Below are 15860 nucleotides of genomic sequence, written 5' to 3' on the forward strand. Positions count from 1 at the left end.
ACCATTGAGTCCTCGCAATTACGGCAAGGGAGTAAGATGACGCGCAGTTATTAAATGAGATCGAAATCTACTGATAACATCAAATCGTTATTTTTTCTGCTCGCCATCAAACAAAGCAGCTAGGCAATGGCTAGCTAATTACTGATTCGCTTTGGCTGATGCCTTACGCTGTGCTGCCTTTTCCTTTTGTTTTGCTCGCTGCTTGTCTCGTTTAGCGGCTGCCTTATCCACCTTTTGACGATCAAGTTCTTCTAGTCGAGCGCGTTCTTTTGTTTCGGCAATTTTGTCGAGATAGTAGTGGTAATCACCCCGATAAAGATGCAGTTCTCCATCTCGAATTTCGACAATCTTATTGGCAACCTGGGAAATGAAGTATCGATCGTGAGAAACAATTACGACCGTGCCATCGTACTCCTGTAGTGCGGTTTCCAGCATCTCTTTAGCCGGAATATCGAGGTGGTTCGTTGGCTCATCTAAAATCAGCAAATTGGCTGGTCTTAGTAACATTTTTGCAAGCGCTAAACGCGCTTTTTCTCCACCACTCAGCGCTTGGACTGGCTTAAAGACCACATCGCCACTAAACAAAAAGCGTCCCAACAGCGATCGCACTTCTTCCGTTTTCCAGTCGGGCACCTCGTCATGAATGGTGTCCACCACCGTTTTGTTTAAATCTAGCGCCTCAGCCTGATTCTGCTCAAAATAACCGGGAATTACATTATGATCCCCTAACCTAACCACGCCGTCCTCATGCGGCTCAATGCCCATCATGAAGCGCAACAGGGTTGATTTGCCGCAGCCGTTCGGCCCTAAAAAGGCAATGCGATCGCCCCGTTCAATCAGTAGATTGGCGTCCAGAAACAAAATATTGTCGTTGTAGGTATGGACTAAATTTTGAATATCCACCACCTCACGACCGCTGCGGGGAGCAGGCGGAAACTTGAACCGCATCCCCCTGAGATCGCTCTCGGGAGCTTCCACTAGCTCGATCTTTTCTAGCTGTTTCTCGCGGCTCTTGGCCTGGGTGCTGCGAGTGGCGCTGGCCCGAAATCGCTCAATGAAGACCTGCTGTTTCTCAATTTCTTTTTGCTGCCGCTCATAGGTGGCTTGCTGGGCAATCTTGGCCTCGGCTTTTTGCTCCAGATAGGCCGTGTAGTTGCCAAGATAGGTGGTGGAAACGCCGCGTTCAGTTTCGACAATGTGAGTACACAGGCGATCCAAGAACTCCCGGTCGTGGGAGACAATCACCATTGGCGTATTGAGGTCTTTGAGATAGATTTCCAGCCACTCAATCGTTTCTAAATCTAGGTGGTTGGTCGGCTCGTCCAGCAGCAGCAGATCTGGTTCTTGCAGCAGAATTTTGCCCAAACTCATCCGCATCTGCCAGCCACCGCTGAAGGCGCTAACTAGGCGATCCCCATCGTCGGCAGTAAATCCCATTTCGGGCAGAATTTTCTCAATCCGCGCTTCTAACCCGTAGCCGTCTAATGCTTCAAACTTGCGCTGGAGCCGATCCAGTTCGTGGATCAATTCGTCAAGCTGTTCAGGATCGGCTGATTCCATATCGCGAGTGACGTGAGCGAGGCGCTGCTGCACATAGTTCGCTTCTTGAAACACCGTCCAAAATTCTTCCCGTACGGTGCGGCTGGGATCAACTTCAAATTCTTGCGTTAGATAGGCAATATGCAAGTTGCTGGGGCGAATGACTTCTCCCGTGGTGGGTTCAACTTCTCCGGCGATGATTTTGAGCTGGGTGGACTTACCTGCGCCGTTGACTCCGACTAGGCCAATTCGATTACCCGGTTTCACTTCCCAGGTCACATTTTTGAGCACTTCTCCCGTGGGATAAATTTTACTAATTCGCTCTAGTCGCAGCATGAACCCTCCTGCCTATATACGTCTGCGTTCTGTTCGCTATTTTTGGGACTACAACTCTGTTAAGTCATTAGTCCTCTGCGAATGATCTGTGACTGCTACTGACTGTTCAGTAGATCAGTAAATTTTTCAGTTAACAATTCGAGCACTGCTATTTCTGAGATACCTGTGTAAAAGTGCTGATTCCGAATCATCATGAATGGGTGAATTGGTTGTAAGAGATGAGGCTTATGAGGCGATTACCCCATCCCCTCCATAGTGCCGCTGCCAAAACTGTAACAAATTTTAAGACGATGCGGCGAGTATCGGCAAATCTGGCGGTTGGGGTTCGGCTATGTGGGACAATTGCGATCGCGGTTCATTGGTTACGATTCAGTTTGTTCATGCGTCCTGTTCATAACTAATTTTTATTTTTCCCATGACGGCATCCATCCCTACCAATCAGACAAATCAGGCAGCAGTCAATAACGCCCATCGAGCGACCGTTCCTCAGCTCAATTTGCCTCCCTGCTTGCTGCTTGGCCCAGGGCCATCGAATGCCCATCCGCTGGTGCTGCAAGCGATGGCACTCCAGCCGATTGGTCATCTTGATCCCCGCTATTTGCAGGTGATGAATGACGTGCAGGAATTACTGCGCTACACCTGGCAAACCGACAACGAAACGACGATTTCAGTCAGCGGTGCAGGCAGCGCGGCCATGGAGGCCACGTTAGCGAATGTCGTTGAACCCGGCGATGTGGTGCTGGTGGGCGTTATGGGCTACTTTGGCCATCGCCTGGTGGATATGGCCGGACGCTACGGTGCAACTGTGCAGCAAATTCATAAACCCTGGGGCCAGGTATTTTCGCTGGATGAGCTACGCGCCGCAATGGAAACCCATCGTCCAGCCGTGCTGTGTCTGGTTCACGCTGAGACTTCGACGGGGGCGCGGCAACCGCTAGAAGGCGTTGACGATCTCTGTCGTGAGTTTGACTGTCTGCTGCTGCTGGACACCGTCACTAGTATGGGTGGCGTACCGCTGTTTCTGGATGCGTGGGGCGTGGATTTGGCCTATAGCTGTGGTCAAAAGGGGCTGAGCGCACCGCCGGGAATTTCGCCCCTCACCATTGGCCCACGGGCGATGGAAAAAGTAATGCGTCGTCGCACACCGATTTCGAATTGGTATTTAGACATCAACCTGCTGAACAAGTACTGGGGTAATGATCGCGTTTATCACCACACGGCTCCGGTCAATATGAACTATGCGATGCGGGAAGCGTTGCGCCTGATTACGGAAGAAGGTTTAGACGTTCGCTGGGAACGGCATCGGGCCAATGCCAAGTTGCTCTGGGATGGTTTAGCCGACATGGGGCTGGCTTGTCATGTTGATGAGGCAACTCGCCTGCCGACGCTGACCACGGTGCGGATTCCGGCCGGAATTGACGGTAAAGCTGTCGGTCGCAAGTTACTGATGGATTACAACATCGAGATCGGCGGCGGTTTAGGAGAACTCGCGGGTCAGGTTTGGCGGATTGGCCTGATGGGATATAACAGCCGGCGTGAAAATGTGGTGCTGCTGCTGGAGGCGCTGCGGCAGGTACTGGCTGATCCCAGCGTGAAGACAGCGTAGATGTAGTTAAATCACACGTTAGGGCGGGGCGGGTTTAGCCGTCAGGTTAGGAACGCGGATAAGGTGCAATCTTTGGGGTAGGGACACGGCAGTGCCGTGTCCCTACGGATGGAACGGTTTACAGGCTATTTGATCCACAATCCTTAGGAAACGAATCAAAGCTGACCGCAAAACCCGCCCCTACAGAAGATTTCTACTTGTTCAGTTTGTTTGGAAGAACGGATTGGATTAAAAATCACGAATTTTGGCTAAGAGCGTCGCCATCTTGCAAATTTGCTCTTACTATAAATGGCACATAAGAGTGGAACGTGATGTGAGCGACGGGCATGGCAAGCAAAACAATCAACCAACGCATCAGCCAATTTGCGATCGCAACCCTATTTGTGGCTGCGATTTCGATCCTGCTGAAGATTTTATTGACGTTTTTGGGTGAAGTTTACGTTTACAGCATTCCAATTCTGGGTGGACTGCTGCAAAGTATTGAGGTGGTTGAAATCTGTAATTTCTTGATTTTTGCCATCTTGGGTTTTGGTGTTGGGGTTGCGACCGTGTTTCTGCCCAATCGGTTGCGACAGCGCTGGGGTGCGATCGCGCTGGTGTTTCTGATCCCGATTGTGATCAGCGCTGGCTACATGACGCGGCATCACTATTGGGTAAGGCAGGTGGCGTCAGAAGGGCAGATCTCCGTTGCGGAAGCGCGTAGTACAACCAACGATCTACTTCAGGCTGAGATGGATCAGGGGGGAGCGCTGGGCTACTTCCTGTACACTATTAAAGTTCCGCTGCTACCCACTGATGCCCGCTCAATTCAAGACTTGGCCAGTTCTGAACAGCGCCTTAATCGAGAGGTAGTCGAGATTAGCGGCATGGAGTCGAAAACTGTCAGTTTACTATTTGATCTCGTTGGCTGGTGCGTTCGCGGCTTCTATCTATTCATTGCACTGATGACCGCCTGTATCTACTTCTACAAAGGGATTGGCCGAGTACATTCAGTTCGCCAACAACAGCAGCGAGTGAAAGCTTACTCCTCATAGGTGCAGTTTAAACAGGAAAAAAGGCTGGTCACGACCAGCCTTTTTTCTGTTGGGTTGGAGAATGAACTAGCTAGCTAGATAAGCTCGCATATCTGCTTTGCGCTTGCGTAGCTTAGTTAACGCCTCGCGTTCAATTTGGCGAACGCGCTCACGACTGATGCTGAGTCGGTCGCCAATTTTAGCCAGCGTCATTGTGCTGCCATCATCTAGACCAAAGCGTAGCCGCAGCACTTCTTGCTGCTGAGGTGTAAGCTCGGCGATTAGATTTTCTAGATCAGCCCGCAGAGACGATTGAGTAGCAAACTCTTCGGGAGACATGCCATCATCTTCCAGCAGATCGCCCAGCTCCGTATCTTGATTATCGCCGACTCGCAGATCGAGAGACAGCGGCTGGCGAGATTGGGACAGGTAATCGCGCACCTGCTTGGTTGTCAGATCCAACTCTTCAGCTAACTCGGCAACTGTAGCGGCCCGACCGTACTTTTGTGACAACTGCCGCTGAGCTTTCTTGATCTTGTTGAGTTTTTCGGTGATGTGAATCGGCAATCGAATCGTGCGGCTCTTTTCTGCGATCGCACGAGTGATCGCTTGGCGAATCCACCAGTAAGCATAGGTAGAAAAGCGATAGCCCTTAGTGGGATCGAACTTTTCAACACCACGCTGCATACCGATTGTGCCCTCTTGAATCAGATCAAGCAGATCAACATTGCGCTTGATATATTTTTTCGCCACAGACACAACTAGACGCAAATTTGCCTCAACCATCTTGCGCTTGGCGATCTCGCCCTCAGCAACGATGCGCTCCAACTCATCAACAGAGAGCTTGGCGGCTTCTGCCCAGGTCTGGAGATTAGGGGACTGGTCTAGCTGCTCAGTCAGCTGCTCTTTGACCCTTTCAACGGTCATCAATCGCTGAACCTGCTTGCCGTAGAGAATTTCCTGCTCATGGGTCAAGAGCGGAACGCGTCCGATTTCTTTCAGATAAGTCCGGACTAAATCTGTAGATGTTTGAGCGGTTCGCATAGCATCAAGATCAGGTGTAAGGGGCTTAAAAATAAAGCAGGGTAAACCCAAATGGGCATCTGCCAAATCAATAACAACTTTTTAGCGAAGCGATGGAAGCTATTGAAAGCTAAATAAATGGTGAAAGATGATTGCTGAATCTGTGAGCAAAACTGGATCTAATTTTGGATGAACGGTATGTGCTACACACCATTCACAAAAATTATTTTGAGATTTTGCTACCGGATTCTGAATCAGTCTAGAGGAGGAGAGGTTCCAAAAGCGGGTAGTAGTTCGCAACCCAACAGCGGTTGTAACTAATTCCTCACTGAACCTGCTCCTCTAAATTCCGTTTCCACACTTGATTTTCAAATGTTTTTAACGAGGCAGGTGCTCGTCAGTCCGCACAGGGATGCGAACGGCCTCTTCCTGCGATCGCGATTCGGCCTGATTGCGCTGCCGCTCGCTGTAGAGAGCGACGCCAGTTGCGATCGCTAAAATCAGAGTTATTGCGTCATGTGTCATAAAAATTCAAGAAATAGGGTTTATATGTTAACGATTGTAACATTAATGAGAGGAGCTGAATCCCTCTTTGTGAAGATTTAATGTACTAGCCGCAAAGCTTGAGTCTGATGCTAGCGTAAACGTCGCGCCTTTAGATAACTGCATCATGGGCAACAAAATAGATGAGGCCACCTCTCCAAGAGCAGCCTCAACAGACATTCACAAACGCCTGATGTAAAGTTACGTCAATCGTTTACTGAGAATTTTGTAAATCTCATTATTTACTCAAGCGTTTCATTTACTGGGAAGCGATCGAGCAAGCGACTGGCCTGACGGGCGGTGGTGCGGAGCTGATCTGAAATGTGGGGGACGTGGGGAATCTGAGATAGAAAATCGAGCGTGCGTCGCAGCATTCGCACAACGTCGCCTTCATCCAGGCTGGTATTGGAGCAGAGTTCAGACCAGTCGGTTTCGAGTGCCCACTGTTCGACTAGGCCAATCATTTCAGTTTCGAGCCAAACGGGTAGCGCAATCTGATAGCGGCGCTGAAGTTGAAAGAGCTGGCGACGAATGCCGCGCAGTCCGCCGAGCGCATCTTCGACTTCGGGCGAGACCTTATAGTGAGTCCAGCTATCAGGGCGCGAGATTTCGGTGACAAGTGCCGCACACACTGCTGCAAAGTGGTGGGGAGCTAGCTGATCGAGTTCCCGAGATGCAACGGCTAATCCCAGCCAGAGTTCGTTATCTCCTCGCAGGGCAGCCGCGATTTCGCCCATTTCGGTGGGCTTATCATCTATGAGGCAACCAAAGGCTTCCAGAATCTTAATTAGATTCAGAAACTCCTGCCAGTTATGGTGCAAGAGGTTATCCAGTTTGCTTTGGCGATCGCGCAGGTCTTGCTCCAGCCGCCGCAGACGCTTTTGCCGCTTAAGAAAATAGCTGGGATTGTCAATTTCGCGGGCTGGATGCTGTGCCATCTCAGCTTCCACCGCTCGCAAGCGTTCCGCCTGTTCCACCACTTCGGGGGCAGTCTCATACGGTGGCGTCGGGGTGGGAATCTGCTCTGCGATCGCACCTGTCGTCTCATCACCACTTCGCTGCTGTCCAGGCTTAGCGGGCATATCTTCTGGAGGTGTGAGCGAGTCAACCGCGGCAATGCGTGGAAACTCACTATGTAAACCCACCACGTCTTTTACGTGAACCACGTACCAGCGATTATTTTGCCCCAGGCAGATAAGATAAGGAAATTGGCCTGAACCCGGTACTTTCATCACCAAAACGGCAGGAATTGCGTCGATGCTGGCGACATTTTTGCCGCGTAGGCTAAGAACCGTGCCTGCGATCGCAAAAGAAAGCGCCAGCGGTAAATCCTGCGTCAGCACGTCTTCCGCCTGCTGCTGCAAGATTTTTAGCAGTCGCTTTTCTTCCCGGTGCCGCCCCTGCAGTTTGGCATAGCTCGCCAAATCATCTTCATTCACAGACTCCAAAATTGAGCGGTTGTATTCGATCTCCGATTTGATGTCGTCAATCGCAACTCGCTGGGGACTGAGATGGAGAGTGGCTAGGTACTGGCCAAAACTGCGTTCGACCAGATCTTTAGCTTCATCCAGCGTATGGGTTTGCAGCAGGTTTAGCACCATGCCGTAGTTGGGCGTAAACTGGCTGACCAGCGGATCGGCTCCAGCAGTTGCCAAGTAGGATGCCTCCGGTGCTCCTTCAAAGCGAGTTTGCACGGTCACCACATAGCCAACGACATCCATACCGCGTCGTCCGGCCCGACCCGACATTTGCAAAAACTCCGAGGGATTGAGCAGTCGATGACCCAAATCGGTACGCTTGGACAGGCTAGAGATGACCGTCGTGCGGGCCGGCATATTAATACCCGCCGCCAGCGTTTCCGTGGCGAAAACCACTTTAATTAATCCCTGCTGAAACAGCTCTTCGACCAGCCCTTTCCAGGCAGGCAAAATTCCGGCGTGATGAGCGGCAATACCTCGGTATAACGGTTCAACTTGTCCCTCACGCGCGGCTTCGGGATTACGAGCCAAAAACTCATCAATTTGCTGCTTCAGCAATCTCGCCTCAGCCGGATTGACCAAATTGAGATGCTCCACGTCGCTGACGGCGCGATCGCAACCCCGGCGGCTAAAGATAAAGTAAATCGCAGGCAGCATATCCCGCTGATCAAGCTGGCTGATGACAAATGGCAGGCTCGGTGCTTCCGGACGGCTTGATTTACCTTGGCGAGATCGTCCGCGATCGCGGCTACCGCCTTTCGGTTTGAGGCGAGGATTCAGTTTTTTTCCTTTGGAATCCAGCAGCGGAAACAGCCCTTTGGGATTGCAGAAGCTGAACTCCAGCGGTACAGGCCGAAATTCAGAATAAATTAGCTCCGTTGGCCCATGAACCTGATCAATCCAGTCCGTAAGCTGCTCGCTGTTGGCAATTGTGGCCGAGAGCGCAATCAGTTGCACATTCGGCGGACAGTAAATAATTGATTCTTCCCAAACGGTGCCACGCTGGCGATCGTTCATGTAGTGGCATTCGTCTAGTACCACCGCTTCCACATCCTGTAGGGACGTACCCACTTCACCAATGGGCGTGCCATAGAGCATGTTGCGGAAAATTTCAGTGGTCATCACCAAGATGGGCGCATCGCGATTAATCGACACATCACCTGTGAGGAGTCCAACCTGTTCTTCCCCAAACTGAGCGCGAAAGTCCCGCAGTTTTTGATTCGACAGAGCTTTAAGCGGTGTGGTGTAGAATGCCCGCTTTTGCCGTGCCAATGCCCGAAAAATGGCGTATTCCCCAATGAGCGTTTTGCCCGATCCGGTCGGCGCACAGACTACGACCGATCGGTTGTTGTCAATGGCGTCAATGGCTTGTTGTTGAAAATCGTCGAGTTCAAAGGGAAATAGCGTTTTTAGATCAAGCACACAGAAAATCCTGCTAATGGGAGTCGGAGGCAGTTCCCTTCATTGTGCCACGCCTCGGATTTTTAGGCGGTAGGCTGACTGTTCGGCTTGAATGATCTAGATTCCTCTCCCTAATCTCATCACCCTATTGACTATTAAATAACTATATAGTAATTTAATAATATGCGGTTATCGGCGCAGCGTGCTTATGATGCAGCATTTGCTGGTACTGATACCGAATCCGCAAGTCAAACCAGTTTTAATTTTGGGCACAGGCGGTTTATTCGCTTTGCAAACAACGATTCGGGATTTTGAAACCCAATAAGGAGCAATTACAATGCTGTTTCGCCAGCTGTTTGACAACGAAACCAGTACGTACACCTATTTGATCGCTGATCCGGCTACGAAAGAGGCGCTGCTGATCGATCCGGTCATTGAGCAAGTAGACCGCGATCGCACATTGCTCTCCGAACTCGGCTTAACCCTGAAGTATTGTCTGGAAACTCACATTCATGCCGATCACGTTACGGGCACAGGCAAACTGCGCGAGCTAGAAGGCTGTCAGGGAATTGTGCCGGAACATGCCAAAGCCGTTTGTGCCGATCGCTTCATGAAAGATGGCGAAGTGCTGCAACTGGGTTCGATTCGCGTAGATGCGATCGCAACTCCGGGTCACACCGACAGCCACATGGCCTATCTAGTCAACGGCACTCATTTGTTTACAGGAGATGCGCTGTTTATTCGCGGCTGTGGTCGCACCGACTTCCAAAGCGGTGACGCTGGGCTGATGTATGACGTTGTCATGAATAAGCTATTTACCCTGCCGGATGAGACCTGGGTTTATCCCGGTCATGACTATCGGGGACATATGGTTTCCACAATTGGCGAAGAGAAACAGTGGAACCCTCGCTTTGTCGGTCGCGATCGCGAGCAGTTCATCGAGTTTATGAACAACCTGAACTTGCCCAATCCGAAAAAAATCATGGAAGCCGTACCCGCCAATGAACGCTGCGGCAAGGTGGCCGCCCTAACAACGGCTTAATTTTTACCCCTCTCTCCCCCTTAGATACTGAAATGACTCAAACTTCAACTTATTCCAAAACGGTATTCTCCATTAGCGCTAGCGAACTGAAGCACAAACTCGATCACGAGGCGGTGCGGCTGATTGATGTGCGAGAACTGAGTGAATATCGGCGAGAGCGCATTGCCGAGGCCGAGAATATTCCCTTATCGGACTTCAAACCCGCCCAAGTTCTAGATCCAGATGACGAACCGTCTGAGATTATCCTGTACTGCCGATCGGGAAATCGATCTGAATTGGCGGGTCGTGATCTGTTGCGGGCTGGCTTCACCAATGTTGCTCATTTAAAGGGTGGTTTGCTCGCTTGGAAAGCGGCGGGCTATCCCGTTCAAGTGGATCGCAAAGCGCCGATCAGCCTATTTCGCCAAATTCAAATTGTGGCCGGAACGCTGGTGTTCACGGGTACGGTACTCGGCGCGTTCGTTTCACCTTGGTGGTTGATCTTGAGTGGCTTTGTTGGAGCTGGACTGGTCTTTGCGGGCATTACCAATACCTGCGCCATGGGAATGCTGCTGGCCAAACTACCCTATAACCAGCAGGGAGCAAACGGATGATCAGCCTGATTGGATATGTGCTGGCTGTTTGTATTGGCATCAGCTTGGGGCTGCTGGGGGGTGGGGGTTCGGTCTTGGCGCTGCCCGTCCTGGTTTATGTGATGGGCGTGCCGACCAAATCTGCGATCGCAATGACGCTGATTACCGTTGGATCAGTCGCACTGGTAGGCACCATTCCCCACTGGCGTAAGGGTCGAGTACGGCTTAAGATAGCGCTCATTTTTGGCTCTGCCACAATGGTGGGTGCATTTACAGGTGCCCGGATCGCGAGCTTGCCGCTGGTCAGCGAAACCTTTCAAATGCTGCTATTTGCGGCGCTGATGCTGGTGGCGGCTGTGTTTATGATTTGGAAAACGGCCAGAGCGGAACAGAGTACAGTTCCTAATTTGTCATCATCGGCTGTGCATGGCTCGTTGAATACGGCGGCGGCATTGCCTGCCATTTATCCCAAGCCTGTTTGTCGCTACTGCTGGCTATGGTTGCTGACTGAAGGATTAGCAGTGGGAGTGCTGACGGGATTAGTGGGTGTAGGCGGTGGATTTGCCATCGTTCCAGCGCTGGTTCTGCTGGCAAAAGTGCCAATGCGAGATGCGATCGCAACTTCACTGCTGATCATTTTCTTGAATTCGGTCGCCGGATTGTTGGGCTACTTGGGCCATGTGTCAATTAATTGGCCGCTGACGGTGTCCTTTACGCTTGCTGCCGGGATTGGCATGGTCGTCGGGATTTATCTGTCACAGCGGATTTCGGCCAAGCAACTGCAAAAAAGCTTTGGCTATTTCTTGCTAGCTGTCGCTGCGCTGATTTTGGTACAAAACCGCCATAGCTTTCTGCGATCGCAAACAACTTCGACTCTATCGCCCGCCTCAGAACAAACTCTCCTAACGGCGCAGTCAGGCGAATCGAATCTACTTCTGTAGAGGAGGAGATTATTAATAAGTGTGACTAATCTTAAAGCTGAGACTTAGTTTCAGTTAAGGAGTCATCTTTATGAAAATGAAAAGACAACCAGCACAAAATTTTGCGCTGATTATCGGTATCGTTTATATGCTCGTGGGCATCATGGGATTCATTCCCGCCTTCGTATCTGCCCCAGCTAACATTCCTGACTACGTATCCATTACAGGTGTTGAACAAGGGTACGGCTATCTGCTGGGCATCTTCCCCGTTAACATCGCCCACAACTTAGTTCACCTGACTGTTGGTGTGATCGGCTTTGCCGCCTCAATTTCCTGGGATACCTCCCGCTGGTACTCCGGATCACTGGCTGTATTCTACGGCCTACTAACGGTTTTGGGTCTGTTCCCTTACACCAACACTATGTTTGGCCTCGTGCCCATCTACGGTAGTGATGTGTTCCTGCACGCTGCAACCGCTGCGATCGCAGTTTACTTCGGCTTTATCGCCACCCCTGATGTACGGAAACTGGTGATTGACGAAGAAGACAACGCACGCGCTGCTAAAGAAGCTTCTTCTTCCGGTGCGTAATCATACGACTCTGATTTGTACCTAATCAGATCATAAAAAACAACTTTGATTCCGGTGAAAGCTCTACTTGGTAGAGCTTTCACCGGAATTGCTTTAAAGAGCTGGAAAGGCTTTAGATGGGTGGATGAGTGCATGAGTAATCATGTGATGGTGTGACAAAGCCAACCTACTCCATCACATGATCACCCTGTCACCCTATTACCCATCCACCCATCGGCGTTGCTTAATCTGGGTATGAATTGTGATGTGGGGGCGGTGCCCCCACATCACAATTCATACTTAAAATCAGCAATCCCTACCCATCTACCCATTCACCCATCTCTAAACAAAAGGCGATGCGTTGCACACATCGCCTTTTGCTTATTCATTTTGTTTATTCAACAATACTGACCTTAGTTCGACTTTTTGGGAGCCAGCAGCATCATCATGTTGCGGCCCTCGCGCTTGGGCCTTTGCTGAACTTCAGCCATGTCTTCCAGATCGGCGGCCATCTGCATCAGCAGCTTTTCAGCCAGATCCGTGTGCTGAATTTCGCGACCTCGGAACATGACGGTAGCTTTGACCTTGTCGCCCGCTTTGAGGAAGCGCTTGGCATGCTTAACGCGCACTTCATAGTCGTGCTCGTCAATCTTGTAGCGCATCTTCACTTCTTTGACTTCAGCATTATGCTGCTTTTTACGAGCTTCGCGGGCTCGTTTTTCCTGCTCAAACTTGTATTTGCCGTAATCCATGATGCGGCAAACGGGCGGATTCGCCTTGTCGCTGACTAGAACTAAGTCAAGTTCGCGCTCTTCAGCGATACCCAATGCTTCCCTAGGAGTCATAATGCCAAGCTGCTCACCATCAGCAGCAATGACGCGGATCTCCGGAAACCGAATGTTATTGTTGATGGCGGGTAAATTGCGATTAGATTTCGTCGTAGGACGCATTAGCAGTGATACCGACTGTAAATTAACAAGATTTAGATAAAGAACAGGGTCAAGCGCAAGGCTCCAGTTAGGTCATTACTGCGAGTTTCAGTTGCTCCAACCGTTAGCAGATGCTGAGCGGTGGAAACTGCGATCGCAGCAATTAGGGAACAACACAGGTAAATCGAGAGAAGACTATTCTACTGAATTGCACCTGCATTTTATCCACACCTGATCGACTGAATAACTTCAGGTTGTAACCCCAAGTTTTCTGACGATAGTCTGACGATAGGATGCCTTTCTCCAAAGATATTCTATCCATAGCAGAATGGGCGATCTGAACATCAACGTATGTTGAGTTTTTTAGCTAAACGTTGCATAGATCCCGAATACATAAAACTTGCTGCTGCCCAATGCCTTGTTAGGTCAAATTGCCCTGCGTTGTGGGCAAAATATGCTCCAGCTAAACCGGCTCAATCGTTTCATGTCCACAAATGCCGACAAAAGCCTGAAATAGCGACAGATTGACGCATTTATTACAAACTATAAAGTTGCTGACCGCTACAACGGTCTTTTAACACTGTCGTTCGTTCGAGATTCAGGCGTTTGAGTTACTCCAGTCCCGTTCCAGTTCCATCTGTTTTATCGACAACCCACCCAATCATTCTTCAGCACACTTCTCAAATTCCCGATCCGCCAGTGTCCAATCAGCAAGTCACTGATGCTGACTGGTTTGAGGTCGGTTTTGAGTATTTGGCAAGGGTGCGATCGCAAGCGTTATCGCCGGACATGATCGATCCAGGACAGGCAATGGCGCAGCGCATTCGAGTCTGTGAGTGGATTGGTGAACATATCTACGGCATCAATCTGCTGCTCAATGCCTATCTCCACGCCTGCCATCAGTGCTTTGAGCCGCATGATCGGCCCGATATTCGCATTTTGGCGGCACCATTGGCTTCAGAGTTAGGGCTAGATGGCCTGTGCAACATTTTTACTGATCCGATTACGATGCTGATTGATGTGGGGCGCGTCGATCCTGCCGATTGGATTTGCGTGGTCGCTCATGAATACGCCCATGCATACATAGGCCGACCAGGACACACCGAACCGTTTCAGGACGTACTGAATCATCTATGTTTGGGTCTGGGCCTAGAGCCATTTGTCGGGTTTGACCATTTGTCTGTAATGGAAAGAGAACAACACTTGCAGCATTGGCCTCGCTGTCAAACGCGGAAGAATTCTCTAGCGTTCTGGCGAGGAGAATGCTCTTTGGTGTTTGGAATGCGGTAATCCCTGTAAGGGTGGGTTTTGTTGACCAATTTGGGTCTGTGGCGACCATTGATCGGCTAAACCCGCCCCTACGAAAGATTTCGGGGCTGAACAGGTGTTATTTCCCGATGCAAAATCGGCTGAAGATTTGATCCAGCATGGATTCGGCCATTTCTTCACCCGTGATGCTGCCGAGGGCGCGGATGGCTTCACGGAGGTCAATTGTCCAAAAATCGAGCGGTAGCTGTTCCTGAATCGTCTGCTGAACTCGCTGGAGCGCTTGATGAGCCTGGGTTAAAGCGGCAGCCTGACGTTGGTTGATAGCAACGTCGAGATTAGCGGCAGTCAGCCCTCCCGTTTGTACGACGGAGAGAATGGCCTGCTCCAGCTTATCGATACCCTGCTGCTCAGCGGCGGCGGTGGCGACGCGCTGAATAGGTTCAGTGAGATCAATGGCAGGCGGTTGCTCAACCAGATCGATTTTGTTGAGTACCAAAATCAGCGGGCGATGCTTGACTTTTTCATAGATGACCTGGTCATCCTGTGTCCAGCCTGTTTGCGCGTCGATGGTGAACAGAACGAGGTCGGCGGATTGGGCGGCAGACTGCGATCGCATCACGCCAATTTGCTCAACTTGGTCAGTGGCTTCTCGAATGCCAGCGGTGTCTAGTACTTGAATGGGAATGCCGCCCACGACGAGCTGCGATTCCACCACGTCGCGAGTTGTTCCGGGAAGCTCTGTGACAATGGCGCGATCGCTGCGGCTCCAGGCATTGAGTAGGCTCGATTTGCCGACATTGGGACGACCGACAATCGCCACTTTTAATCCGGTTCGCAGCAGCTCGCCCTGATCGGCGGTGGCGAGGATTTGAGTTGTTTCGGCTAGAACATGGTCTAGCTGTTGCTGAACAAACGTTTCGTCTAAGGGAGGCAAATCATCCTCAAAATCAATGCGGGCTTCAATTTCAGCCAGCAGGTCGAGGCAGGCGGAGCGGAGGGTGCGAATCGGCTGGGCTAGTTTACCTTGAAGTCCTGCCAACGCCGTTTGCGCGGCTTGGGGCGATCGCGCCCCCACGAGATCGGCAATGCCTTCGGCCTGAGTGAGATCAATCCGACCGTTGAGAAAGGCGCGTAAGGTAAACTCACCGGGTTCCGCCAGTCGTGCCCCAGCAGTCAGGCACAAACGCAAAACTTGCTGCACAGCCATAATGCCGCCGTGACAGTGGAATTCCACCACGTCTTCTCGCGTGTAGGAGCGGGGGGCCAGCATCAACAGTAGTAATGCTTCATCAACAACCTGCTGCGTGTTCGGATCGCGAATGGTGCCGTAGAGAATCCGGTGGCTTTCCCAAGCTTGCTGTCCGGGCACATGAAAGAGCTTATGGGCAATCTCCTGCGCGGTTGCACCGGACAACCGCACAATGCCCACACTGCCCTGCTGCGGCACAACCGCAGTTGCGATCGCAGCGATGGTGTCTTGTTGAGGCAGCGATTGAGTCATGGGGTTTCCAGAGAAGTCAACAGTAGATGAGGCCAGGGATCAAGAATGTGATGCGTTCTTGAGGATTCGCGAATTGCTAACCAATCCAATCGACGCAAGTAGAGTAACCCTTAATATAGT

13 protein-coding genes are annotated in these 15860 nt (G+C 50.9%); 7 read left to right on the forward strand and 6 right to left on the reverse strand.

Going from position 1 to position 15860, the window contains the following annotated elements; all coding sequences use genetic code 11:
• Positions 1-138 precede the first annotated feature (138 nt).
• The gene (locus tag AC286M_RS28765; protein WP_488207646.1) at positions 139-1875 is read right to left on the reverse strand and encodes an ABC transporter ATP-binding protein; all 1737 of its coding nucleotides are present in this window, start codon (positions 1873-1875) and stop codon (positions 139-141) included.
• A 415-nt stretch (positions 1876-2290) separates the two neighbouring features.
• Between AC286M_RS28765 and AC286M_RS28770 the strand changes: the two genes are divergently transcribed.
• Both AC286M_RS28770 and AC286M_RS28775 read left to right on the forward strand, forming a co-directional pair.
• Positions 2291-3481, forward strand: a complete 1191-nt coding sequence (locus AC286M_RS28770) for an alanine--glyoxylate aminotransferase family protein (RefSeq protein ID WP_488207647.1) — start codon at positions 2291-2293, stop codon at positions 3479-3481.
• Between the two features lie 326 nt (positions 3482-3807).
• Positions 3808-4515: a hypothetical protein gene (locus AC286M_RS28775; protein ID WP_488207648.1), complete on the forward strand. Its 708-nt coding sequence runs from the start codon at positions 3808-3810 to the stop codon at positions 4513-4515.
• Positions 4516-4581: 66 nt separating this feature from the next.
• Here AC286M_RS28775 and AC286M_RS28780 read toward each other — a convergent pair whose 3' ends face one another.
• The 3 genes from AC286M_RS28780 to AC286M_RS28790 all read right to left on the reverse strand — a co-directional run bounded on the left by AC286M_RS28780 (position 4582) and on the right by AC286M_RS28790 (position 8960).
• The gene (locus AC286M_RS28780; protein ID WP_488207649.1) at positions 4582-5538 is read right to left on the reverse strand and encodes an RNA polymerase sigma factor, RpoD/SigA family; all 957 of its coding nucleotides are present in this window, start codon (positions 5536-5538) and stop codon (positions 4582-4584) included.
• A gap of 357 nt (positions 5539-5895) precedes the next feature.
• Positions 5896-6042, reverse strand: coding sequence for a hypothetical protein (locus tag AC286M_RS28785; protein ID WP_488207650.1), 147 nt, complete (start codon positions 6040-6042; stop codon positions 5896-5898).
• A gap of 260 nt (positions 6043-6302) precedes the next feature.
• Positions 6303-8960 carry a DEAD/DEAH box helicase gene (locus AC286M_RS28790; RefSeq protein ID WP_488207651.1) on the reverse strand — a complete coding sequence of 886 codons (2658 nt, stop codon included), beginning with the start codon at positions 8958-8960 and terminating at the stop codon, positions 6303-6305.
• Between the two features lie 316 nt (positions 8961-9276).
• Here AC286M_RS28790 and AC286M_RS28795 point away from each other — a divergent pair, with 316 nt between their 5' ends.
• The 4 genes from AC286M_RS28795 to AC286M_RS28810 all read left to right on the forward strand — a co-directional run bounded on the left by AC286M_RS28795 (position 9277) and on the right by AC286M_RS28810 (position 12062).
• Positions 9277-9981: an MBL fold metallo-hydrolase gene (locus AC286M_RS28795; protein ID WP_488207652.1), complete on the forward strand. Its 705-nt coding sequence runs from the start codon at positions 9277-9279 to the stop codon at positions 9979-9981.
• Between the two features lie 32 nt (positions 9982-10013).
• Complete coding sequence (locus tag AC286M_RS28800) at positions 10014-10574, forward strand: rhodanese-like domain-containing protein (RefSeq protein WP_488207653.1); 561 nt, start codon at positions 10014-10016, stop codon at positions 10572-10574.
• Complete coding sequence (locus AC286M_RS28805; protein ID WP_488207654.1) at positions 10571-11494, forward strand: sulfite exporter TauE/SafE family protein; 924 nt, start codon at positions 10571-10573, stop codon at positions 11492-11494. The genes AC286M_RS28800 and AC286M_RS28805 overlap by 4 nt, the downstream gene beginning before the upstream one ends.
• 76 nt (positions 11495-11570) lie before the next feature.
• Positions 11571-12062: a DUF4383 domain-containing protein gene (locus AC286M_RS28810; RefSeq protein WP_488207655.1), complete on the forward strand. Its 492-nt coding sequence runs from the start codon at positions 11571-11573 to the stop codon at positions 12060-12062.
• 392 nt (positions 12063-12454) lie between these two features.
• Here AC286M_RS28810 and infC read toward each other — a convergent pair whose 3' ends face one another.
• On the reverse strand, positions 12455-12991 hold the full coding sequence (gene infC / locus AC286M_RS28815; RefSeq protein WP_488207656.1) for a translation initiation factor IF-3: 537 nt from the start codon (positions 12989-12991) through the stop codon (positions 12455-12457).
• Between the two features lie 585 nt (positions 12992-13576).
• Here infC and AC286M_RS28820 point away from each other — a divergent pair.
• Complete coding sequence (locus tag AC286M_RS28820) at positions 13577-14260, forward strand: hypothetical protein (RefSeq protein WP_488207657.1); 684 nt, start codon at positions 13577-13579, stop codon at positions 14258-14260.
• A gap of 97 nt (positions 14261-14357) precedes the next feature.
• Here AC286M_RS28820 and mnmE read toward each other — a convergent pair whose 3' ends face one another.
• Positions 14358-15740, reverse strand: a complete 1383-nt coding sequence (gene mnmE, locus AC286M_RS28825) for a tRNA uridine-5-carboxymethylaminomethyl(34) synthesis GTPase MnmE (RefSeq protein ID WP_488207658.1) — start codon at positions 15738-15740, stop codon at positions 14358-14360.
• Positions 15741-15860 lie beyond the last annotated feature (120 nt).

Source organism: Thainema salinarum CENA647 (genome assembly GCF_057732415.1).